Origin of the sequence: Bradyrhizobium sp. B097 (assembly GCF_038957035.1) — a bacterium.
Classification (GTDB): Bacteria; Pseudomonadota; Alphaproteobacteria; order Rhizobiales; family Xanthobacteraceae; genus Bradyrhizobium.
On sequence record NZ_CP152412.1, the window covers coordinates 1,792,645 to 1,811,920 of the forward strand.

The 19,276-nt window shown below is 65.7% G+C and carries 15 protein-coding genes; 8 read left to right on the forward strand and 7 right to left on the reverse strand.

Features of this window, described 5'->3' with window-relative positions:
• Positions 1-104 precede the first annotated feature (104 nt).
• Entirely contained in the window at positions 105-1,523 is a 1,419-nt protein-coding gene (locus AAFG07_RS08255) for a M20 family metallopeptidase (protein WP_342726823.1), read from the reverse strand.
• Between the two features lie 210 nt (positions 1,524-1,733).
• Between AAFG07_RS08255 and AAFG07_RS08260 the strand changes: the two genes are divergently transcribed.
• On the forward strand, positions 1,734-3,095 hold the full coding sequence (locus AAFG07_RS08260) for a metallophosphoesterase (protein ID WP_342726824.1): 1,362 nt from the start codon (positions 1,734-1,736) through the stop codon (positions 3,093-3,095).
• A gap of 80 nt (positions 3,096-3,175) precedes the next feature.
• On the opposite strand, the gene AAFG07_RS08265 is transcribed toward AAFG07_RS08260, so the two are convergent.
• The 4 genes from AAFG07_RS08265 to AAFG07_RS08280 form a co-directional block, all read right to left on the reverse strand.
• Positions 3,176-3,388 carry a hypothetical protein gene (locus AAFG07_RS08265; RefSeq protein WP_342726825.1) on the reverse strand — a complete coding sequence of 71 codons (213 nt, stop codon included), beginning with the start codon at positions 3,386-3,388 and terminating at the stop codon, positions 3,176-3,178.
• Positions 3,389-3,794: 406 nt separating this feature from the next.
• Positions 3,795-4,169, reverse strand: a complete 375-nt coding sequence (locus tag AAFG07_RS08270) for a LuxR C-terminal-related transcriptional regulator (protein ID WP_342726826.1) — start codon at positions 4,167-4,169, stop codon at positions 3,795-3,797.
• Positions 4,166-5,032 (reverse strand): S1C family serine protease, encoded by an 867-nt coding sequence (locus tag AAFG07_RS08275; RefSeq protein WP_342726827.1) that lies wholly within the window; start codon positions 5,030-5,032, stop codon positions 4,166-4,168. Before AAFG07_RS08275 ends, AAFG07_RS08270 begins: the two co-directional genes overlap by 4 nt.
• Before the next feature lie 97 nt (positions 5,033-5,129).
• Positions 5,130-6,158 (reverse strand): AraC family transcriptional regulator, encoded by a 1,029-nt coding sequence (locus tag AAFG07_RS08280; protein ID WP_342726828.1) that lies wholly within the window; start codon positions 6,156-6,158, stop codon positions 5,130-5,132.
• Positions 6,159-6,422: 264 nt separating this feature from the next.
• Between AAFG07_RS08280 and AAFG07_RS08285 the strand changes: the two genes are divergently transcribed.
• Together AAFG07_RS08285 and AAFG07_RS08290 are read left to right on the forward strand one after the other, a co-directional pair.
• Positions 6,423-6,872 carry a cupin domain-containing protein gene (locus AAFG07_RS08285; protein ID WP_298366857.1) on the forward strand — a complete coding sequence of 150 codons (450 nt, stop codon included), beginning with the start codon at positions 6,423-6,425 and terminating at the stop codon, positions 6,870-6,872.
• A 117-nt stretch (positions 6,873-6,989) separates the two neighbouring features.
• Positions 6,990-8,483 carry an NAD(P)/FAD-dependent oxidoreductase gene (locus AAFG07_RS08290; protein WP_342726829.1) on the forward strand — a complete coding sequence of 498 codons (1,494 nt, stop codon included), beginning with the start codon at positions 6,990-6,992 and terminating at the stop codon, positions 8,481-8,483.
• On the opposite strand, the gene AAFG07_RS08295 is transcribed toward AAFG07_RS08290, so the two are convergent.
• The gene (locus AAFG07_RS08295) at positions 8,480-9,205 is read right to left on the reverse strand and encodes an alpha/beta hydrolase (RefSeq protein WP_342726830.1); all 726 of its coding nucleotides are present in this window, start codon (positions 9,203-9,205) and stop codon (positions 8,480-8,482) included. The genes AAFG07_RS08290 and AAFG07_RS08295 overlap by 4 nt on opposite strands.
• 149 nt (positions 9,206-9,354) lie before the next feature.
• On the opposite strand from AAFG07_RS08295, the gene AAFG07_RS08300 reads away from it, so the two are divergent.
• Entirely contained in the window at positions 9,355-10,332 is a 978-nt protein-coding gene (locus AAFG07_RS08300) for a helix-turn-helix domain-containing protein (protein ID WP_342726831.1), read from the forward strand.
• 21 nt (positions 10,333-10,353) lie between these two features.
• Positions 10,354-11,421 carry a maleylacetate reductase gene (locus AAFG07_RS08305; protein ID WP_342726832.1) on the forward strand — a complete coding sequence of 356 codons (1,068 nt, stop codon included), beginning with the start codon at positions 10,354-10,356 and terminating at the stop codon, positions 11,419-11,421.
• Here AAFG07_RS08305 and AAFG07_RS08310 read toward each other — a convergent pair whose 3' ends face one another.
• Positions 11,422-12,876: a GH1 family beta-glucosidase gene (locus AAFG07_RS08310; RefSeq protein ID WP_342726833.1), complete on the reverse strand. Its 1,455-nt coding sequence runs from the start codon at positions 12,874-12,876 to the stop codon at positions 11,422-11,424.
• A 220-nt stretch (positions 12,877-13,096) separates the two neighbouring features.
• On the opposite strand from AAFG07_RS08310, the gene AAFG07_RS08315 reads away from it, so the two are divergent.
• The 3 genes from AAFG07_RS08315 (at position 13,097) to pgm (ending at position 19,273) form a co-directional block, all read left to right on the forward strand.
• On the forward strand, positions 13,097-15,763 hold the full coding sequence (locus AAFG07_RS08315) for a M1 family metallopeptidase (RefSeq protein ID WP_342726834.1): 2,667 nt from the start codon (positions 13,097-13,099) through the stop codon (positions 15,761-15,763).
• Between the two features lie 78 nt (positions 15,764-15,841).
• A complete protein-coding gene (locus tag AAFG07_RS08320) occupies positions 15,842-17,494 on the forward strand; it encodes an acetolactate synthase large subunit (protein WP_342726835.1) in 1,653 nt (550 codons plus the stop codon).
• Between the two features lie 138 nt (positions 17,495-17,632).
• Positions 17,633-19,273, forward strand: a complete 1,641-nt coding sequence (pgm, locus tag AAFG07_RS08325; protein ID WP_342726836.1) for a phosphoglucomutase (alpha-D-glucose-1,6-bisphosphate-dependent) — start codon at positions 17,633-17,635, stop codon at positions 19,271-19,273.
• The last annotated feature ends 3 nt before the right edge of the window (positions 19,274-19,276 follow it).

The following is a 19,276-nucleotide window of genomic DNA, read 5'->3' on the forward strand; positions in this document are numbered from 1 at the left end:
CGTCCAAGCAAAAATCCAGAGCCCCGCTCCGATCCAATCGGATCAGAACAGGAGCTGGCCGGGCCGCGCATCGGCGCGCAGGCCCGGCTCGTTAAATGCGGCGCTCAGGCGACCGACATGTCCAACGGCGGTGCAACATTCGCCGGCAGCGGACTGACATAGGGCGTCCGGGTGGTCCGCTTCTTGAGGTCGGCCTTGGCGGCTGCGATCAGCTCCGGCTCCATCAGCGCCTTCACGCCGAGGCCGGCCATCGCCTTGGCGGCCTGCACCATCGCCTTGTGCGCGGCCGGCGTCTTGCCCTGCGCCACAACCTGCCAGGTGTGGAACGGCGTGCCGATTGCAACCGTCGGTGCATGGACCTGCACCGTCGGCACCACCCAGCTGACGTCGCCGACATCGGTCGAGCCGATCAGCGGATTGCGCTTGGCGTCGATCGGCACCAGGAAATCGGCCAGCGGCCGGTCGGTCGGATCCATGCCGATCGCGTAGTAGACCGAGGCGATGTCCTTGTCGGTCAGGGTCGCACGGATCTTTCCGGCGAAATCCTTGTCGGCATCGTCGAAATGCGGCGGGCCGAGATCTTCCATGATGCGGTGCAGGGTCTGCTCCAGCGGCGTATTGGGCAGGATGTTGGAGACCGCGGAGATGATCTTCATCTCCATCCTGGTCTCGGTCATCAGGGCTGCGCCCTGCGCGATCTTGTTCACGCGCTCGACCAGCTCGTTCATGCCGGGCAGGTCGCGGGCGCGGATCGAATAGCGCACGCGGGCATGGGCCTGCACCACGTTGGGCGCAATGCCGCCGGTGTCGAGCAGCGCGTAATGCACCCGGGCGTCGCTCGGCATGTGCTCGCGCATGTAGTTGACGCCGACATTCATCAATTCCACCGCATCGAGCGCGCTGCGGCCGAGATGCGGCGAGGCTGCCGCATGCGAGGTCCGCCCGGTGAAGATGAAATCGGCACGGGTGTTGGCGAGCGACGGCGTCACCGCCACTTCCCAGAAACTGTGCGGATGCCAGGTGATGGCGATGTCGGCGTCCTCGAACGCGCCACAGCGCACCATGAAGGCCTTTGCCGCGCCGCCTTCCTCGGCGGGACAGCCGTAATAGCGCACCCGGCCCGGCACCTTGTTGGCGGCGAGCCAGTCCTTGACCGCGGTTGCCGCGAGCAGCGCGGAGGAGCCGAGTAGATTGTGGCCGCAGCCGTGGCCGTGGCCGCCGCTCTCGACCGGGCGAGGTTCGGCAATTCCGGCCTCCTGGCTGAGGCCGGGCAGGGCGTCATATTCGCCGAGGAAAGCGATGACCGGGCCGCCCTCGCCCCATTCGCCCATCACCGCGGTCGGAATGTCGGCGAGGTTCTCGGTGATGCGGAAACCCTGGTGGCGCAGCTCGGCCAGATGTTCGGCGGATGAGCGCGCCTCGGTGTAACAGACCTCGGGCATCGCCCAGACCCGGTCGCTCAATTCGATGAAACGCGGCTTGATCGTGTCGACGCCGCGCCAAACATCATTACGGTTGTCCATTTGCTTCGGTCCCTTAGCTCGCAAGGCAATCTGAAGCGCAAAAGGCTAGCAGCTTGGCGCGGCGCCGCCTAGCGCGTGCCGGCAGAGCAGCTTTTCCGCAGCGTCACGTCTTGGTGTGCAGAGAAACAGTCACAAAGGGCACCGGTCGCCTGTCTTGAGCGATCAGCCTGCCTTCCTCTATGATGCGGCTCGCGAGGACGTAGTCCGACCATGCATGATGCAATTCCGTCTCTGTTGCCGAGAAATTCGGGCCACCAGTTCGTGATTTATGCCGACGCCTGCTCGGGCATTCCCGGTGCACTGCATGAGCGCACCTTCGCGTCGGTGAACAACGTGGTCCGCCGGCTGCACCCTGCGCCCGAATTCATTCTCTTCCCCGGCGACGAGATCATCGGCCTCACCGCCGATGCCGACGCGTTGCGGGCGCAGTGGCGGCATTGGCTCGACACCGAAATGGCCTGGCTCGACCGGCGCGCGGTGCCGCTGTGGCACACGACCGGCAACCACACCACCTATGACGAGATGAGCGAGGCGGTGTTTCGCGAGGTGCTGAAGCTGCCGCGCAACGGTCCGCCGGGTCAGGAGGGCTTGTCCTATTGGGTCCGCCGCGACGATTTGCTGATGGTGTTTGTGCATACGCTGTGGAGCGGGTTGGGCGGCGAGGGGCATGTCGAGACCGACTGGCTGCAAGCGGTACTCGCACAGCACAGGGATGCCCGGCACAAACTGGTGCTGGGTCATCATCCCGTGTACCCCATCAATGGCTTCAGCGGCAGCTATCAGCGCGAGATCGGTCACGAATACAGCGCGCGCTTCTGGGAGGTCCTGGTCGGCGCCGGCGTGACCGCCTATCTGTGCAGCCACATCCTCGCATTCGATGTTCAGGTCCATCGCGGCGTGCTGCAGATCTGCACGGCGGGCGCGGGCACTGCGCACCGGATGCCCGAAGGCGTCGAGTACCTGCATTGCGTGCAAGCGGCGCTCGATCAGGACGGCCTTCGCTATCAGGTGCTCGACACCGAAGGCGCCGTGCGCGAGCAGCTCGCATGGCCGCTGCCATCTTTCGACCGCGCTGCGTGGTCGCCATTGCCGCACGGGACCAGCCCCGCGCCGCTGTCCGGGATGCCGGCGCCCGCGACGGTGGTCGCCCTGAAACTGTCGGGGCGCACCGCCGCGGCAAGCGCCGCGCCGCAAACGCTGCTGTGCACGCCCGTGCCAGACATGATCGCGCCGTTCTGGCTCGGCCTGCGCGGGCCGAACCAGACGCTCACCCTGATCCTCGGGCGCGAGCCCGGGCGTAGTCCGCACTACTGGGTCGGTCCCGATCTCGGCGATGAGCGGGATTTCGACCTCGACATCGCCTTCTATCCGGACATGGGACCGGGCGGCGTGCTGTGGCGACGCCGCGGTGACATCAGCTGGACGTCGTTCGCCGCGATATCGGCGACGGGGCTCGAGCGGTTCTCGTGGCCCGCGCTCTGGAGCGTCGGGTGCGGACAGCATGGACCCGACGACAGGCGATATGCCGGGCCTCGGCTCGACGTCGCTGCGACCGTGATCGCATTGTCATGAGCCAAAGTCTTGAGCCAAAGTCCTGAGCCAAGTCGGCGGCGATCGCGCTGGCGGAGAAACGGAGCAGGGACGTGTGCCGCCTAGTCAGATCCCTTGGGCTTCTTCCGTTCCGCGCTTTTCAATTCGCGATCGATCAGCGTGCAGACTCGTCGCTGTGCCAGCAGGCCGAGCCGCGCGCGCGTGGTGCCGTGCTTGATCTTGCCGTTGATCTCGAATGACCAGCTCCAGAGGTCGGGTTCGACGTTGGTAAGCGTGTATTGAATGTCTCGATGACGATCGATCAGCTTCTTCATGCCGTTTCTTTTTGTTGGCTGAAGATTGCATAGCCAGATCGAGGAGGCGTCTGTATCCGGACGACTACCTACACAATTGGTCTAAGCGTCCGCGCGGCGGAATTTTCCGCAATCACTGAGTTGGGGGCGTTGTCCAGTGGTTGCGTGATCATGTCGCGAGAATGCAGATTTGTATCCCCATTCTCATATGTCATCGCCCGGCTCGACCGGGCGATCCAGTACGCCGCGGCCTCTCGGCTCAAGCACCGCTGTCTCTGGAATACTGGATCACCCGCATGCGCGGGTGATGACACCGCGCAGTTTGACATCTTGAATCGAGAACCATCCTCATCGTCGTCTTGGCGAAAGCCAGGACGATGAAGGGATGGATATCAATCCGCCAGCATCAACCTTGTACGTTCCAGCCTCACAAATTGATCACCCCGCGCCGCGCCGCATGCGCGACGGCGTCGGTTCGGCCGGTGGCGTCGAGCTTGTCGAGCAGGGAGCCGACATGAAACTTGGCGGTGTGGACGGAAATCCCGAGCCGCTGCGCGATCATCTTGTTGGATGCGCCTTCGGCCAGCAGCGCCAGCACGTCGAGCTCGCGCGGCGTCAGCTCGAAGTCGCCGCCGCCCGCGGTCTCCCGGTTGCGTGCGACGATCGTCGCCGTCACCTGTTCGCCCGGCGCGGCAAGCCGCAGGCCGGCGACGCTGCCGAGCAACGTCGCCAGCCGGTCGGCGAGGACGGGGTCGTCTATCTCGAGTGCGATGACGATGTCGGAAGTGGGCTCACTGCTCACGTCTCGGGCCTTTCGCCGACCGTCACCTTGAAGTTCAACGGCTCGCCGCCGCGATGCACGGTGAGCTCAACCACGCTGCCGACGCTCTGTGGCCCGAGGCCGCGCGACAGCGCCCGCACGCCCGACAGCTTCTCGCCGTTGACAGCAATGATCACGTCGCCCTGGCGGATGCCGGCGGCGGCCGACGGGCCGGCCTTGTCGACATTCATCACCATCGCACCAAGGCCGTCGTCGAGACGGACCGGCTGCAGCCCGACGCCGAGATATCCGCGCGCGATCCGGCCGCTCTTCTCGAGCTGGGCCGCGACCCGCTCGATGGTCGCGGCCGGGATCGTCAGCACGCGGCGCGGGCCGAGCACCGCCATGCCGAACGGCACGCCCGCGGCATTCAGCGCCAGCCCACCCTGCTGGCTGTGCCGCAGCCGGACGTCGAGCTCGATCCGCGCATCGATCTCGCCGCCGCGCAGGCTGCGCCAGGCGGCGCCCGACCGCGAGACCATGCCGAGCCGCGCGATCGGCGCGCCGCGGTCGGCTGCGACGATGACCGCGAGCGATCCGAGCGCGGGGATTTCGGCCGAGAGCTTGATCGGCGCGACATCGCCATCGACGCGCAGCAGCGCGATGTCGGTGGTGTGGTCGCGTCCGGCGACGGTGGCTTGCCTGCGGCTGCCGTTGGCAAACTGGATTTCGATCTCGCCCTCGTCGGCGAGGGCCTCGTCGGCAGTCACGATGAGGCCGGTCTTCCAGACGAAGCCGGAGGCGCGCGCGCGATGCGAATGCACGGACACGATCGCAGGCGCAGCGCGCGCAATGGTCTCGGAAAGGGCTGACGACAGCGAGGCGAGGGTGGTTGATTCGGTCATGGGAAACTCCGTTGGCTTCCCCCAATCTGGGATGTCGCGGCTAAGGGCGAAACTGGCCGGATGGGCAGGACGCGGCCCCGCCGATCGGAACTGCCGCTCAGCTCAGCTGGTGCAGGGTGTCCTTCGGGCTTTCGCCGAACTTGGCGCGGTAGGCGCTCGCCATCCGGCTCAGATGGGTAAAGCCGAGGTCGAATGCAATATCGACGATGCGTTCGCCCGGCCGCGCCGTCTTGAGACGGGCGTTGAGATGGGCGAGACGGATGTCGAGCAGCATCTCGGAAACGGTGGTGCCGAAGTGGCGGCGGAAGCCGAGTTGCAGCGCGCGGACGCCGGTGCCTGCGATCTGCGCAAGCTCGACGAGATCCATCGGCTCGGTCGCGCGGGTCTCGAGATAGGCGCGCACGCGCTTCAGCGCCGCCGGCTGGGCCTCAGCGCGGCCGTTGAAGACATCGATTGCCGAACTCAAGGTGTGCCGCTGCTCGTTGAGCAAAACATTGAGAAACGACTCGCGCCAATCGGCCGCCGCCACCGCGGACAAGGATTTGTGCGGCCCGAGCTGCTCGGCGGTCGTTACGAGCTGCTCGATCCTGGCCGAGAGCGCCTGCCCGAGTGGCCCGCTCAGTGCGACAGCCGGATCGAACTCGACCGGCCGGACCGCCACGCCGCCAAGCGCGGCGGCGCGATGCTCGACCAGCTTGCGGTCGAGCAGCAGGATGAGCTGGGCGCAGTCGTCGCGCCATGTCATCTCGGTTGGAATCGTCGGCGACAGCAGCGAGGCACAGTGTTGTGGTCCGGTGGTGAGCTCGCGCGCGGCGGTCCGCACCGCGGCCGAGCCGGACAGCGGCATCTGCAACAGGAAGAAGCGGTCGAGGCAACCGGGGTTGATCGCGACCGATCCGCCATAGGCGACATAGTTGACCGAGAACCCGTTGAACCCAGCGCAATTGTGGTGTGCGGAGAAATCGCGCTCCGAACGATCGACCGGCGTCAGATCGTGCGGACAGAAGATGCGCCCGATCGCTTCAGCCGCGTCGTCGACGCGCGCCGTCGCGACGCGCGCGAAATCCTTGAGCCTTGCGCTTGTCGAACGTGCCCTTGCCGAAACCTCGTTGCCAACAGCAGTCACGCCGGCCGTCCGGAGTTGTTTGAGGTCTAAAACATCGTGCAGCCTAGTGCATCCGCCGGCAAAGGGGAACGCCGTTTCGTCGCGCAATCTGCCCGATCGGCGCGCAGGCGGATGCGGCGGCATTGGGCAGACCCCGCCGGGCTCGACGCTCCCGCATTGCAGCATGATCGTGCCGGCCGCGGATTCGTTTATCGGCTAGACAGCCTCACCGGCTGGCGACAGGCTCGGTGTCGGCAATACGCATCCAAAACTGGAGAGGCTGACATGGGCACGCTCGAAAAAGGCATTACCCGAACCGGCACCGGCTACGGCGGCAAGACCTGGAATATCCTGGGCCAGGTCTACTATCCGAAGGCGGTCACCGACTCGACCTTCGCGTTCGAGACCAACAGCGATCCCGGCCAGTTCGTGCCGGTGCACGTCCACCCGACCCAGGACGAGTTCATCCTGGTGCAGGAGGGCGTGCTCGACCTCAAGCTCGACGGCGTTTGGGTGCAGGCCAAGGCCGGCGACCTCGTGCGCATGCCGCGCGGCATTCCGCACGGCTATTTCAACAAGTCCGACAAGCCGGCGCGGGCGCTGTTCTGGGTGTCGCCGATGCAGAAGCTCGAGGCGCTGTTCGACAAGCTGCACAATCTGCAGGACCCCGTCGAAGTGGTGCGCATTTCCGCCGAGCACGAGGTGGACTTCCTGCCGCCTGAAGCCAACGAGTAGGCGGGCGAGCACACAGACAGCGCACCCGAGACAGCGATCGCCGGAGTTGGCTCCGGCGATGACGGGAACGCGTGCGCTTAGGGAAATGGACCTGTTCATTCATCGCGGAGACGTTTCATGGTCAAGCAGAAGCATGTGTGCGTGATCGGCGCCGGCATTTCCGGGCTCGCCGCCGGAAAAGCCTTTGCCGGTCGCGGTCACAACGTAACGATCATCGAGCGCAGCAGTGATCTCGGCGGGGTCTGGGAGCCGGCGCGCTCCTACCCCGACGTGCAGACCCAGAGCCCGAAGGAGCTCTATCGCTACACCGACAAGGCGATGCCGGAGTCCTATCCGGAGTGGCCGAAGGGCCCGCAGGTCCATGCCTATCTGCGGGACTACGCCCGCAGCCACGGGCTCGACGGCGCGATGCGGTTCGACACCAAGGTCGAGAGCATGACGCGCCGCGCCGATGGCAGACCGGGCTGGACGCTCGAACTGCGCTCGACCGACGGCGCCGCCGGCCATGAGGATTTCGACTTCGTCGCGGTCTGCACCGGGCAATTCAACGAGCCGCAGACGCTGCCGCTGGCCGGCGAGGACGGCTTCAAGGCGCAGGGCGGCCAGATCCTGCACTCGTCGCAATACAGCGATCCTGATCTCGCCAAGGGCCGCAAGGTAGTCGTGCTCGGCGGTTCGAAATCGGCGACCGACATCGCCGTGAATGCGGTCACTTCCGGCGCCAGCGAGGTCACCATCGTGTTTCGCGAGCCGGTCTGGCGGATTCCCTATTTCGTCGGCGGCCTCGTCAACTTCAAGCGCATCCTCTACATCCGCGCCCAGGAGCAGATGTTTGCGAGCTGGGGCATCGGTCCGATGGCGCGCCTCGCGCATGTCGTGGCAAAGCCGTTCGCCTGGGCGAACTGGCGTGGGCTCGAGAGCATGCTGAAGATGCAGCTCAAGCTGAAGCAGTGCGGCATGGTGCCGAAGGAGCGGATCGAGGACGGCGTCAACTGCTCGGTGCCGATCGCGACCCCCGGCTTCTATCCGATGGTCGCCGACGGCCGGATCAAGGCGGTGCAGGGCACCTTCGATCATTATGACGGCAAGACCATCGTGATGAGCGGCGGCCAGCGTGTCGCGGCCGACGTCGCGGTGCTCGCGATCGGCTACAAGCTCGGTGTGCCGTTCCTCCCTAAGGAGTATCAGAGCAAGCTGGTCGAGCCCGACGGGCAGTACCGGCTCTATCGGCTGATCGCCAACCCGGATCTGCCCGACATGGGCTTTGTCGGGTTCAATTCGAGCTTCTGCACCGTGCTGTGCGCCGATCTCGCCGCGAACTGGCTGGTGCGCTACGCCGACGGGCAGCTCGCGCGGCAGCCGAGCGCGGCCGAGATGCACGACAACATCGCGATGATGCTGAACTTCAAGCGCGTCGAGCGGCCGGCGGCGGGCGTCTATGGCGGGCTGTGCGTCGCGCCGTATCACTTCAAGCATTTCGACGAGCTGTTGGCGGACATCGGCACCAAAGCGTCGCGTCGCAACCCGCTCGTCGAAAGGTTCACGCCGCCGGACGCGGACGCCTATGCGCGCTTCCTTGCGACCGCGCCGGAGTACAGGGCGGTGGCCTAATCGCGGCCGGCGTCGAGGAAGGCTTGCGCCAGGCGCTCGGGATTGGAGAAGCAGAGCTCGTGGCTGCCCGGCACCTGCACGAGGCGGAACAGCCCGAGCTTCTCCGACAGCCGCGGATGCCAGGGCAGGCCGTGCGGCATCGCGGTGTCCTCGGTGCAGTTGACGTAGGACTTTGCGATCGGCATCTCGGCCGGATTGGTCCGCAGCGCGATCTTGTCCTGGAAGGTCTTCAGCGGGTGCGGGTTGAGCTTGTCATAGGCTCGCTGCGCCGTCTCGAGGTCGGCGTCGTTGATGAACGCCTCGCGCCAGATCGGGAACGGCAATACCACCGAGCCGTCGCCGCGCTCGGCATAGATGGCATCGAACAGGCCGACATAGTGCGGCGGCACCATGTCGTTGAGGCTCTCGCCATTGTTCGGCACGAACGCATTCCAGTACACCAGCCGGCGGATGCGATTGGCGGCGGCGTCGGCAACACCCGTGATGACCATGCCGCCATAGCTGTGGCCGACCAGCACGATGTCATTCAGATTGTGCTCGGCGAGATAGTCCACGATCGACTGGATCGCCTCGGCAAGCCCAGTATCCTTGCGGTCGCCGGGGCGGTTGCCCTTGATCGTCGGGGTGTGGACGACATGGCCGGCCTTGCGGATGGCGGCCGCAACCGGCTCAAACTCGGCGCCGGTATGCCAGGCGCCATGGACGAGAACATAGGTCGACATGTTGTGCTTCTCCGACGGGTTTGGTTAGATCGATCGACGCTCGCTTCCTCTTTAGGCGCGAGGTTCGTGCAACTGTTTGTCGGATATTGCGGTTGTCGGGCCGGCTGCGCTTGGCTGAGGCCGCACTGGAATGGCTTCGGAGTGAACTGATGCAGCAAATCGCTCCCCCGGATCGCGCGCGGAGCCTCGCCTGGAACACCGAGGATGTCCGGCCTGCCGAACAGTTCGCCTACTACCGTGAGGCGATCTGCCAGGTGTTCATGAAGCTGACGCCGGAGCCGACGGACAGATCGAGCTTTGCCGCCCGGATCGAAAGGGTCGCCCTGGGCGCAGGTGCCATCAATCGCGTCAAGTTTCCTGGCCACCTCGTGCACCGCTCGCCGAGCGATATCGCCGCGTCGAGCAGCAGCTGCTTCTATCTCAATCTGAAGCTCGCCGGCCGCTGCCGCATCGAACAGGGAGGGCGGGGCGTCGATCTGTCGCCGGGACAGGTCGGGATATTCGACAGTGAACGGCTGTTCGCACTGCGCCACAGTCACGGGCCGTCGCTGCAGGTGGCGTCCTTCTGGGTCCCGACCCAGCTGCTGCGGGACCGCCTGCCGCCATCGTTCGAGTTCAAGCCGGCGCGGGTATCGGACGACCCGCTGGTCGGCCATCTGATCGTGGAGACGGCCCATGCGCTCAATTCCGCAGCGGCCAGCATGCCGGAACAGGAGAGCGCGCAGCTGTTCGGCGTGCTGCTCGATCTCGTGGCCTTGAGCCTGTCGCGCGACGGACGGCGCGGCACAGAGCCGATCAGCCTCGTGGAAGCGACCTGGATCGCGTTGCGCCGCGCGGTTGACTCCAGGCTGCGCGAGCCCGGCCTGACCGCTGCGACGGTTGCTTTGTCCGTGCGCATCAGCGAGCGTTACGTCCACAAACTGTTCGAGCGCGCCGGGACCACATTCGCCAGCCATGTGATGGACCGTCGCCTCGACGGTGCGGCGCGCGACCTGAAGGATCCCGCGATCGCCGGGCGCGCGATCGGCGACATCGCGTTCGACTGGGGCTTCTCCGATCTGTCGCACTTCACCCGGCGCTTCCGGCATCGCTTCGGCTGCACGCCGCGCGACTGGCGCCGCGGCTGACCAACGTTTTTGGAAATCACCATGCCGCAAGCGTTCACCTATCAAGTCAGCCCGATGCGGGTCGTGTTCGGGGTCGGCACGATCGCGCAGCTGGCCGATGAACTCGACCGCCTCGGCATCAAGCGCGCTTTGGTGCTGGCGAGCCGGCGACAGCAGGCCGAACTCGGCGATCTCCCAGGCCTGGCCGGCGGCCGCATCGCCGGCGTGTTCGACGGCGCCGTGGTGCACACGCCGGTCGCGGTCACCGAGCGCGCGATGCAGCTGGTCGGCGAGTTGAAGCCCGACGGCGTGGTGGCGATCGGCGCGGGCGCTGCGACCGGCCTCAGCAAGGCGATCGCGCTGCGCACCGACCTGCCGCAACTGGTCGTGCCGACCAGTTATGCCGGCTCCGAGATGACGGCGGTGCTCGGCGAGACCGTGGATGGCGTCAAGACCACGCGGTCGTCGCCGAAGATCCTGCCCGAAGCCGTGATCTACGACGTCAACCTGACCCTCTCGATGCCGGCAAAATTCTCCGCGATCTCAGGCCTCAACGCGATCGCCCATGCGGCCGAGGCGCTGTATGCGCGGGACGGCAATCCGATCACCGCGCTGATGGCGGAGGAAGCGATTGCAAAACTCGCATCGTCGCTGCCGGACGTGATTGAACGGCCGCGCGATCTCGATGCGCGTTCGGACGCGCTCTATGGCGCGTGGCTGTGCGCGGTCTGTCTCGGCACTGTCGGCATGGCGCTGCACCACAAGCTCTGCCACACCGTCGGTGCGCTGTTCGACCTGCCGCACGCCGAAACCCATGCGGTGCTGCTGCCGCACACCATCGCCTACAACACGCCGGCGGCGCGCGATGCGATCGGCCGCGCCGCGCGGGCGCTTGGGACGACTGACGCAGCCGATGGCCTGTTCGATCTGTCGTCGAGGCTCGGTGCGCCGCGCTCGCTCGCGGGGATCGGCATGCCCGAGGACGGCATTGCAAAGGCAGCTGCGCTCGCGATCAGGAATCCCTACTGGAATCCGCGGCCGATCGAGGAGCGTGGCATCAGCGATCTGCTCAGGCGCGCGTGGTCCGGTGCGCGGCCGCAGGCCGGGTGATCACACCCCGATCGCGTTGCGCGCGATCACGTCGCGGTAGAACGCCGCGCTCAGTTTCGGCACCCGCGCCTGGGTTTCGAAATCCACCCGGTACAGGCCGAAGCGCTTCGCATAGCCGAAGATCCATTCGAAGTTGTCCATCAGGCTCCACAGGAAATAGCCGTGGACCGGAACGCCGTCGGCGGTCGCGCGCTGCAATTGGGCGAGGTAGTTGCGCAGGAACATGATGCGGTCGAGGTCGTAGATCTGCCCGTCCGCTTGCACGTTGTCCTCGCCGGAGGTGCCGTTCTCGCTGATATAGATGCTCTTGATGTTCCAGAGCTTGGCGGCGATCCGCGGCGCCCAGTAGATCGTCTCCGGCGCGATCCGCAGCCAATCCGAATTCATGTGCGGGAAGGAGGCCGGCATCGGCAGCGGTTTCCAGCCCGGTGCGCTGTCGGTGGCGAGAACGTAGCAGTGTGGCGCGTAGATGTTCAGCCCGACGAAATCGTTGGGCTGCGAGATGATCTTCAGCTCCTCCGCGGTGAATTTGGGCGCGTCGGCGCCGGCATATTGCAGGAAGCCCTCGGTGTACTTGCCTTCGAGGAGGACGCCGAGGAATCCCGCATTGAGTTCGCGGGTCGCGATCTCGGTGGCGCGGATGTGCTCCGGCGTGTTGATGGCGGGCACGCAGGCGGTGATGTTCTCGGCGGGCCCGACCCGTGTGCCGGGGCGGCCCTTGGCGCGGATCGCCTGCACCGCAAGCCCATGCGCCAGCGCGACGTGGTGGCGCGCCTGGTTCACCTCGGCCGGCGGCAGTTTCAGCCCCGGCGCGTCGACGCCGAGGGCGTAGCCGAAGGGGAGGAAACGCCCGACCTCGTTGAGGGTGAAGATGTTCTTCACCCGGTCGGTCAATCGCTGCGCCACATAGCCGGCATAGTCGCCGAACGCCTTCGACGTGTCGCGCGAGCGCCAGCCGCCGACGCGGTCCTGCAGCGCCTGCGGCAGGTCCCAGTGATAGAGCGTGGCATAGGGCTCGATGCCGTTCGCGAGCAGCTCATCGACCAGGCGGTTGTAGAAGTCGAGACCCTTCGGATTCGGCGTGCCGCCGCCGTCGGGAAACACCCGCGGCCAGGCGATCGAGAAACGATAGGCCCTGGCGCCGAGATTTTTGATGAGGCCAACGTCTTCCTTGTAGCGGTGATAGTGATCGTTGGCGCGATCGCCGGTCGAGCCGTCCTCGATCTTGCCCGATGTGTGGGTAAATGTGTCCCAGATCGACGGACCGCGGCCGTCCTCATTGACCGCGCCCTCGACCTGGTACGACGAGGTCGCGGTGCCCCAGACGAATCCCGTGGGAAAATTGGCGCCGTCCGGCCGCGGCGCACGGTTCGCGGCCTCGGCCGGCGCCGACAGGCCGAGCGCCGAGAGGCCCGCAAGGCCCGCAAACTGCCGGCGCGAGAATTTTCCGAACATAGCTGTCTCCCGTCGCCGGACGTTGCGGCTGGAATGCCGGTCGCAGGTTAGCCTTCCACACCGCGGTTGAGCAACAAGGGCCGGGAGGCGTGCCGTAGCAGACACGCGCCGATCAATGTCGCGCAGTTGTCAGTTCTGTGGCGACATGTTCTCTACTAGATTGCCTGCTACGTCCTTCCGCAATGACATCCGAAAATCCCGAGCCCCGGTGAGCTGCGCGATGAACCAGCCCGCAACCCATGTCCGAACCTCGTTGCTGCGTCGCCTTGCCGCGGCAATCGGCCTGTTGCTGACGATGGCCGCAGGCGCGCGGGCCGAGCAGACCTTTTCGTTCGACGGCACACCCGGAAAGCTGCCGAAGACAGTCGTCCCGTTGAGCTACGCGATCGAGCTGACGCCCGATCTCACCAGTCTCGCTCTGCCGGGGGTGGAGACCATCGACATCGAGGTGCGCGAGGCGACCGCGCAGCTGACGCTGAATGCGATCAGCACGACCTTCGCCGAGGCCACGATCGATGACAACGCACAGCGCGCGGAGGTGACGACCGACGCCGCTATGCAGACCGCGACGCTGAGCTTCGCCAAGCCGCTGGCGGTGGGCCGGCACAAGCTCCGCATCGCGTTCACGGCGCAGATCAACAAATTCGGCACCGGCCTGTTCGTCGTCGACTATCCGACCCCGGCCGGGATGAAGCGGCTGATCTCCAGCAAGCTGGAGCCGGCCGATGCAAGGCGAATCTTCCCGTGCTGGGACGAGCCGTCGTTCAAGGCGAGCTTTGCGCTGACCGTCGTGATCCCGCGCAATCTGCTGGCGGTCGGCAACATGCCCGTCGCCAGCGAGGTGCCGGGAGCCGGCGATCTCAAGAAGGTTGCGTTCGCGCCGACGCCGAAGATGTCGAGCTACCTGTTCGTGCTCACGATTGGCGAGCTCGAACGGGTCACGGCGGATGCCGGCGGCGTCACCATCGGCGTGGTGACCACCGAGGGCAAGAGCGGGCAGGGCCGGTTCGCGCTCGACAGCGCCGTGAAACTGCTCGGCTATTACAACGACTATTTCGGTGTGAAATATCCGCTGCCGAAGCTCGATCTGATCGCCGTTCCCGGCGGGTTCGGCGGCGCGATGGAGAACTGGGGCGGCATCACCTTCTTCGAGAGCCGGCTGCTGTTCGATCCCGCGACCAATGCCGAGACCGCGCGGCGCGGCATCTTCGGCATCATCGCGCATGAGATGGCGCATATGTGGTTCGGCGACCTCGTCACCATGGCGTGGTGGGACAATCTCTGGCTCAACGAGGGATTTGCCAGCTGGATGGCGACCAAGGCCTCGGAGCAGTTCTATCCGCAATGGCAGAGCTGGCTGAACGGCACCAGCGCGAAGCAGTTTGCCATGGCGCTCGATGCGCGCCGTACCTCACATCCGGTGCAGCAGCCGATCGCCGATCACAGCGAAGCGGTCACGGCGTTCGACGCCATCACCTACAACAAGGGCCAGGCCCTGATCCGCATGCTCGAGACCTATCTCGGCGAGCAGGCGTTCCGCGACGGCATCCGAAAATACATGGCCGCGCATGCCTACAGCAATTCCACCACGGCCGATCTCTGGCAGGCGCTCGAGGCGTCCGGCGGCAAGCCGATCACCGGCATTGCCGCCTCCTTCACCGAGCAGGATGGCGTGCCGCTGGTCGTCGCCGAGACGGCTTGCGAAGGCACGGCGCAGCGTCTGACGTTGCGCCAGGATCGCTTCGTGATCGCGCCGGCCAACGATCCACCGCTGCCGGCCCGCAACTGGCAGATCCCGGTCGCGGTGGGACCGGCGCACGGCAAGCCCTTTGACGAGATCTTGCTGAAGGGCAGCGGCGATGTCCCGGCCGGCGCGTGCGGCGATGCGATCAAGGTCAATCTCGGCGACGTCGGCTACTACAGGGTCGAATACGGCCCGAAGAACCGTGCCGCATTGCTGAACGCATTCCCGCAAATGCAGGTCGTCGACCGGCTCAATGTCGTCACCGACAGCTGGGCGCTGGTGCAGGCGGGCCGCGCCGAGGCGCCGTCGTATCTCGCGCTGCTCGACGCGCTCGATGCCGGCGACCATCGCGCAGTGTGGGATCAGGTCATCTCGACATTTGCCGCATTGAACCGGCTGTCGCGCGACCGCAGCGAACGGGGTGTGATCCAGGCCTATGCCCGGGCCAAGCTGCGCCCGGTGTTCGATCGGATCGGATGGGACGGACACGGTCCCGCCGACGACGACACCGCGCTGTTGCGCGCAAGCCTGATCTCGACGCTTGGCGACCTCGGTGACGCAGATATCGTCGCGGAAGCCAAGCGGCGCTTTGCGGCATTCCTCGATGATCCCAATTCGCTGCCAACCACGTTGCGCGATGCGGTCACCCACGTCGTCGGTATCACGGCCGATCGAGCAACCTATGACAGGCTGCTGGCGCTGGCGCGCAAGAGCACGGCGACCAATGAGCGGCTGCGCTATTATTTCGCCGCGGCAAGCGCGCGCGATGCCGATTTGGCACGCGCGACGCTGGACCTGACGCTGACCGGCGAATTGCCCGATACGATCGTGACCGGGATGATCGGCACGGTTGCGGGGGCAGGCGAGCAGCCGCAGCTCGCCTGGGATTTTGTCCGGAGCAATTTCGACACGTTGCTGGCCAGGCAGGGGCCGAACTTCCGCGACCAGTTCGTGCCGAACTTCATGACGAATTTTACCGATCAGGCCCACGCGGCGGAACTGGCCGCCTTTGCCCCGTCGCAATCGACCACCGGCGGACGGGTGATGGTGGCGCGATCCGTGCAGGCGATTGCGATCTCAGCCGATCTCGCCGCGCGCGTGCTGCCCGCCACTGAGGCCTGGATCAAGGCGCACAGGCCGTGAGCTCGCGAGGGAGTTTCCGGCGGCGCGCGATGCGGCTATGCTCCGAGCGCGGCATGCAAGCAACGATGCGAGGCTGAGATGGTCAAAGGTTCCGATTTGCTGGTCGCGGCCCTCGAGAACGAGGGCGTGGAACGGGTGTTCGGCGTCCCCGGCGAGGAGAACCTCGACGTCGTCGAGAGCCTGCGCAAATCCTCGATCAAGCTGATCGTGACCCGCCACGAGCAGGCCGCAGCGTTCATGGCGGCGACCTATGGCCGGCTGACCGGAAAGCCCGGCGTCTGCATGACGACGCTCGGCCCCGGCGCGCTCAACCTCACCACCGGTGCGGCCTATGCGTTGCTCGGCGCGATGCCGATGGTGATGCTCACGGGGCAGAAGGGCATCCTGAGCAGTCGGCAGGCCAAGTTCCAGATCGTCGACATCGTCAACACGTTCCGTCCGCTGACCAAGCTGTCGCTGCAGATCGTCAGCGGCGCGACCATTCCGACGCTGGTCCGTGACGCTTTCCGGATCGCAACACAGGAGCGGCCGGGGCCGGTGCTGCTCGAACTGCCGGAAGACATCGCGCGCGAGGAGATTGCCCCGGTCGAGATCGTACATCCGCATCCGATCGAAATTCCGATCGCGCACGCCGCCGCGCTCGACCGTGCCGCCGACATGATCCTGAGGGCGCAGCGTCCGCTGATCATGCTCGGTGCAGCGGCATCTCGGCCGCGCAGTACCGCCGGGATCGGCGACTTCGTGCGGCGGACCAAGATCCCGTTCTTCACCACCCAGATGGGCAAGGGCACGGTATCAGGCGGCACCAATCAGTACATGGGGACCGCTGCGCTGAGCGAGCGCGACTATGTGCATGAGGCGATCGACCGCGCCGACTTGATCATCGCGATTGGTCACGACACGATCGAAAAGCCGCCCTTCATCATGGGGCCGAAGGGGCCGCAGGTGGTCCATGTCAGCTACACGCCGGCGACGGTCGAGCAGGTCTATTTCCCGCAATCCGAGGTGATCGGCGATGTCGGCCCGAGCCTCGAATTGCTCGCCGACCGGCTCGAGGGCAAGCTGCCGCATGCCAGCGCGCTGCTCAGCCTGCGCGAAGGCATTTTGGCGAAGATCACCGATCGCGCCACTGAGGGCCGCTGGCCGCCGACGCCGCAGCGCATCGTGCACGATGTGCGGCAGGTCATTCCCGAGGATGGCATCGTCGCGCTCGACAACGGCATGTACAAGATCTGGTTCGCGCGCAACTACCGCACGCTGCTTGCGAACTCGCTGCTGCTCGACAACGCGCTCGCCACCATGGGCGCCGGCCTGCCGTCGGCGATGATGGCGGCGATGCTGTATCCGAAGAACCGCGTGCTCGCGGTCTGCGGCGACGGCGGCTTCATGATGAACTCGCAGGAGATGGAGACCGCAGTCCGGCTCAAGCTCAACTTGGTGATCCTGATCCTGGAGGACTCCGCCTACGGCATGATCCGCTGGAAGCAGGCGGTCGATCATTTCCCGGATTTCGGCCTGACCTTCGGCAATCCGGATTTCGTCAAATATGCCGAAAGCTACGGCGCCAAGGGTTCGCGGATCGAGAGCACGGAAGCGATCGTGCCGACCCTGGAGCGGGCGTTCGCCGGCGGCGGCGTGCATCTCGTGGTGGTGCCGATCGATTACACCGAGAACAAGCGGGTGCTGGTCGACGAACTGCGCGAGAAGGTAAAGCAGATCGACGTCGAGTAGCGGATTGCCGCTGACGGCACGGAACGAAAAGCCGTCGGCTTGATTGAAGGTAAGCCGCCATGGTAGCACGCCAGGATGTTGCGCAATGAGTATTACTCGTTGTGCTGATGGTCGGCGATACCAGATCTGAGAGGTCACGTGACTGCACCAAATCCTGCCGCCGGCAAACCCATCGATCCCTTAGCGCTTGCCAATGTGCCGCGGCTGGTCACGGCCTATTTCGCCGGCAAGCCCGACGCCGGCGATCCCACTCAGCGGGTTGCTTTCGGCACCTCCGGCCATCGCGGCTCGTCGCTGAAGAATTCCTTCAACGAGAACCACATCCTCGCCACCACGCAGGCGATCTGCGACTACCGCCGCGAGAAGGGCCTCACCGGTCCGCTGTTCATCGGCATCGATACCCATGCGCTGGCCGAGCCGGCGCTGGCCAGCGCGGTCGAGGTGTTCGCGGCGAACGGCGTCGAGATCATGATCGACGCGCAGGGCGGCTACACCCCGACGCCGGTGATCTCGCATGCCATCCTGAGCTACAACAAGGGACGCAGCACGGGCCTTGCCGACGGTGTCGTCATCACGCCGTCACACAATCCGCCGGAGGACGGCGGCTATAAATACAATCCGCCGCATGGTGGCCCCGCCGACACCGACGTCACCGCCGTGGTCGAGAAGAATGCCAACCGCTACATCGAGGCCGGCCTCAAGGGTGTCGCGCGGATGCCGTATGATCGCGCGCGCAAGGCCGCGACCACGCATCTGCACGACTACATCACGCCTTATGTTGCCGATCTCGGCAACACCGTCGATCTGGCGCTGATCAAATCCGCCGGCGTCAAGATCGGCATCGATCCGCTCGGCGGCGCGGCGGTGCATTACTGGCAGCCGATCATCGCGCGCTACGGCATCAACGCGTCAGTCGTCAACAATGCAGTCGATCCGACCTTCCGCTTCATGACCGCGGATTGGGACGGCAAGATCCGGATGGACTGCTCGTCGCCTTATGCGATGGCGAGCCTGATCGGGATGCGCGACCGGTTCGACGTCGCCTTTGCCAACGATACCGATGCCGACCGCCATGGCATCGTCACCCGCTCCAACGGGCTGATGAACCCGAACCACTTCCTCGCCACCGCGATCGCCTATCTGTTCGCGCACCGGCCGCAATGGAGCAAGGACGCCGCGATCGGCAAGACCATCGTGTCGAGCTCGATCATCGACCGCGTGGCGAAGAAGCTCGGTCGCAAGCTGGTCGAGACACCGGTCGGCTTCAAATGGTTCGTCGAAGGGCTCGGCAGCGGCGGCTTCGGCTTTGCCGGCGAGGAGAGCGCCGGCGCGTCGTTCCTGAAGCGCGACGGCTCGGCGTGGACCACGGACAAGGACGGCATCATCCTCGGCTTGCTGGCGGCGGAGATCATCGCCAAGACCGGCCGTGATCCCAGCGAATTGTTCAACGAGCTGACCGCCGAACTCGGCGTGCCCTATTACGAGCGCATCGATGTCGCGGCGACGCCGAAGCAGAAGAATGCGCTGAAGGCGCTCGGGCCCGAGCAGCTCAACATGACCGAGCTCGCCGGCGATGCCGTGCGCGCGGTCCGCACCAAGGCGCCGGGCAACGATCAGCCATTCGGCGGCATCAAGGTCGAGAGCGAGGCCGGCTGGTTTGCCGCCCGTCCCTCCGGCACCGAGGATGTCTACAAGATCTACGCCGAAAGCTTCCGCGGGCCGGATCATCTGAAACAGATCCAGGGCGACGCGCAGGCGGCGATCGCCAAGGTGTTCTGAGGG

Excerpts from the sequence above, each read along its gene's own strand:
- AAFG07_RS08255 (WP_342726823.1), bottom strand. The coding sequence starts at position 1,523 with ATGGACAACCGTAATGATGTTTGGCGCGGCGTCGACACGATCAAGCCG.
- AAFG07_RS08260 (WP_342726824.1), top strand. The coding sequence starts at position 1,734 with ATGCATGATGCAATTCCGTCTCTGTTGCCGAGAAATTCGGGCCACCAG.
- AAFG07_RS08265 (WP_342726825.1), bottom strand. The coding sequence starts at position 3,388 with ATGAAGAAGCTGATCGATCGTCATCGAGACATTCAATACACGCTTACC.
- AAFG07_RS08275 (WP_342726827.1), bottom strand. The coding sequence starts at position 5,032 with ATGACCGAATCAACCACCCTCGCCTCGCTGTCGTCAGCCCTTTCCGAG.
- AAFG07_RS08285 (WP_298366857.1), top strand. The coding sequence starts at position 6,423 with ATGGGCACGCTCGAAAAAGGCATTACCCGAACCGGCACCGGCTACGGC.
- AAFG07_RS08290 (WP_342726829.1), top strand. The coding sequence starts at position 6,990 with ATGGTCAAGCAGAAGCATGTGTGCGTGATCGGCGCCGGCATTTCCGGG.
- AAFG07_RS08295 (WP_342726830.1), bottom strand. The coding sequence starts at position 9,205 with ATGTCGACCTATGTTCTCGTCCATGGCGCCTGGCATACCGGCGCCGAG.
- AAFG07_RS08300 (WP_342726831.1), top strand. The coding sequence starts at position 9,355 with ATGCAGCAAATCGCTCCCCCGGATCGCGCGCGGAGCCTCGCCTGGAAC.
- AAFG07_RS08305 (WP_342726832.1), top strand. The coding sequence starts at position 10,354 with ATGCCGCAAGCGTTCACCTATCAAGTCAGCCCGATGCGGGTCGTGTTC.
- AAFG07_RS08310 (WP_342726833.1), bottom strand. The coding sequence starts at position 12,876 with ATGTTCGGAAAATTCTCGCGCCGGCAGTTTGCGGGCCTTGCGGGCCTC.
- AAFG07_RS08315 (WP_342726834.1), top strand. The coding sequence starts at position 13,097 with ATGAACCAGCCCGCAACCCATGTCCGAACCTCGTTGCTGCGTCGCCTT.
- AAFG07_RS08320 (WP_342726835.1), top strand. The coding sequence starts at position 15,842 with ATGGTCAAAGGTTCCGATTTGCTGGTCGCGGCCCTCGAGAACGAGGGC.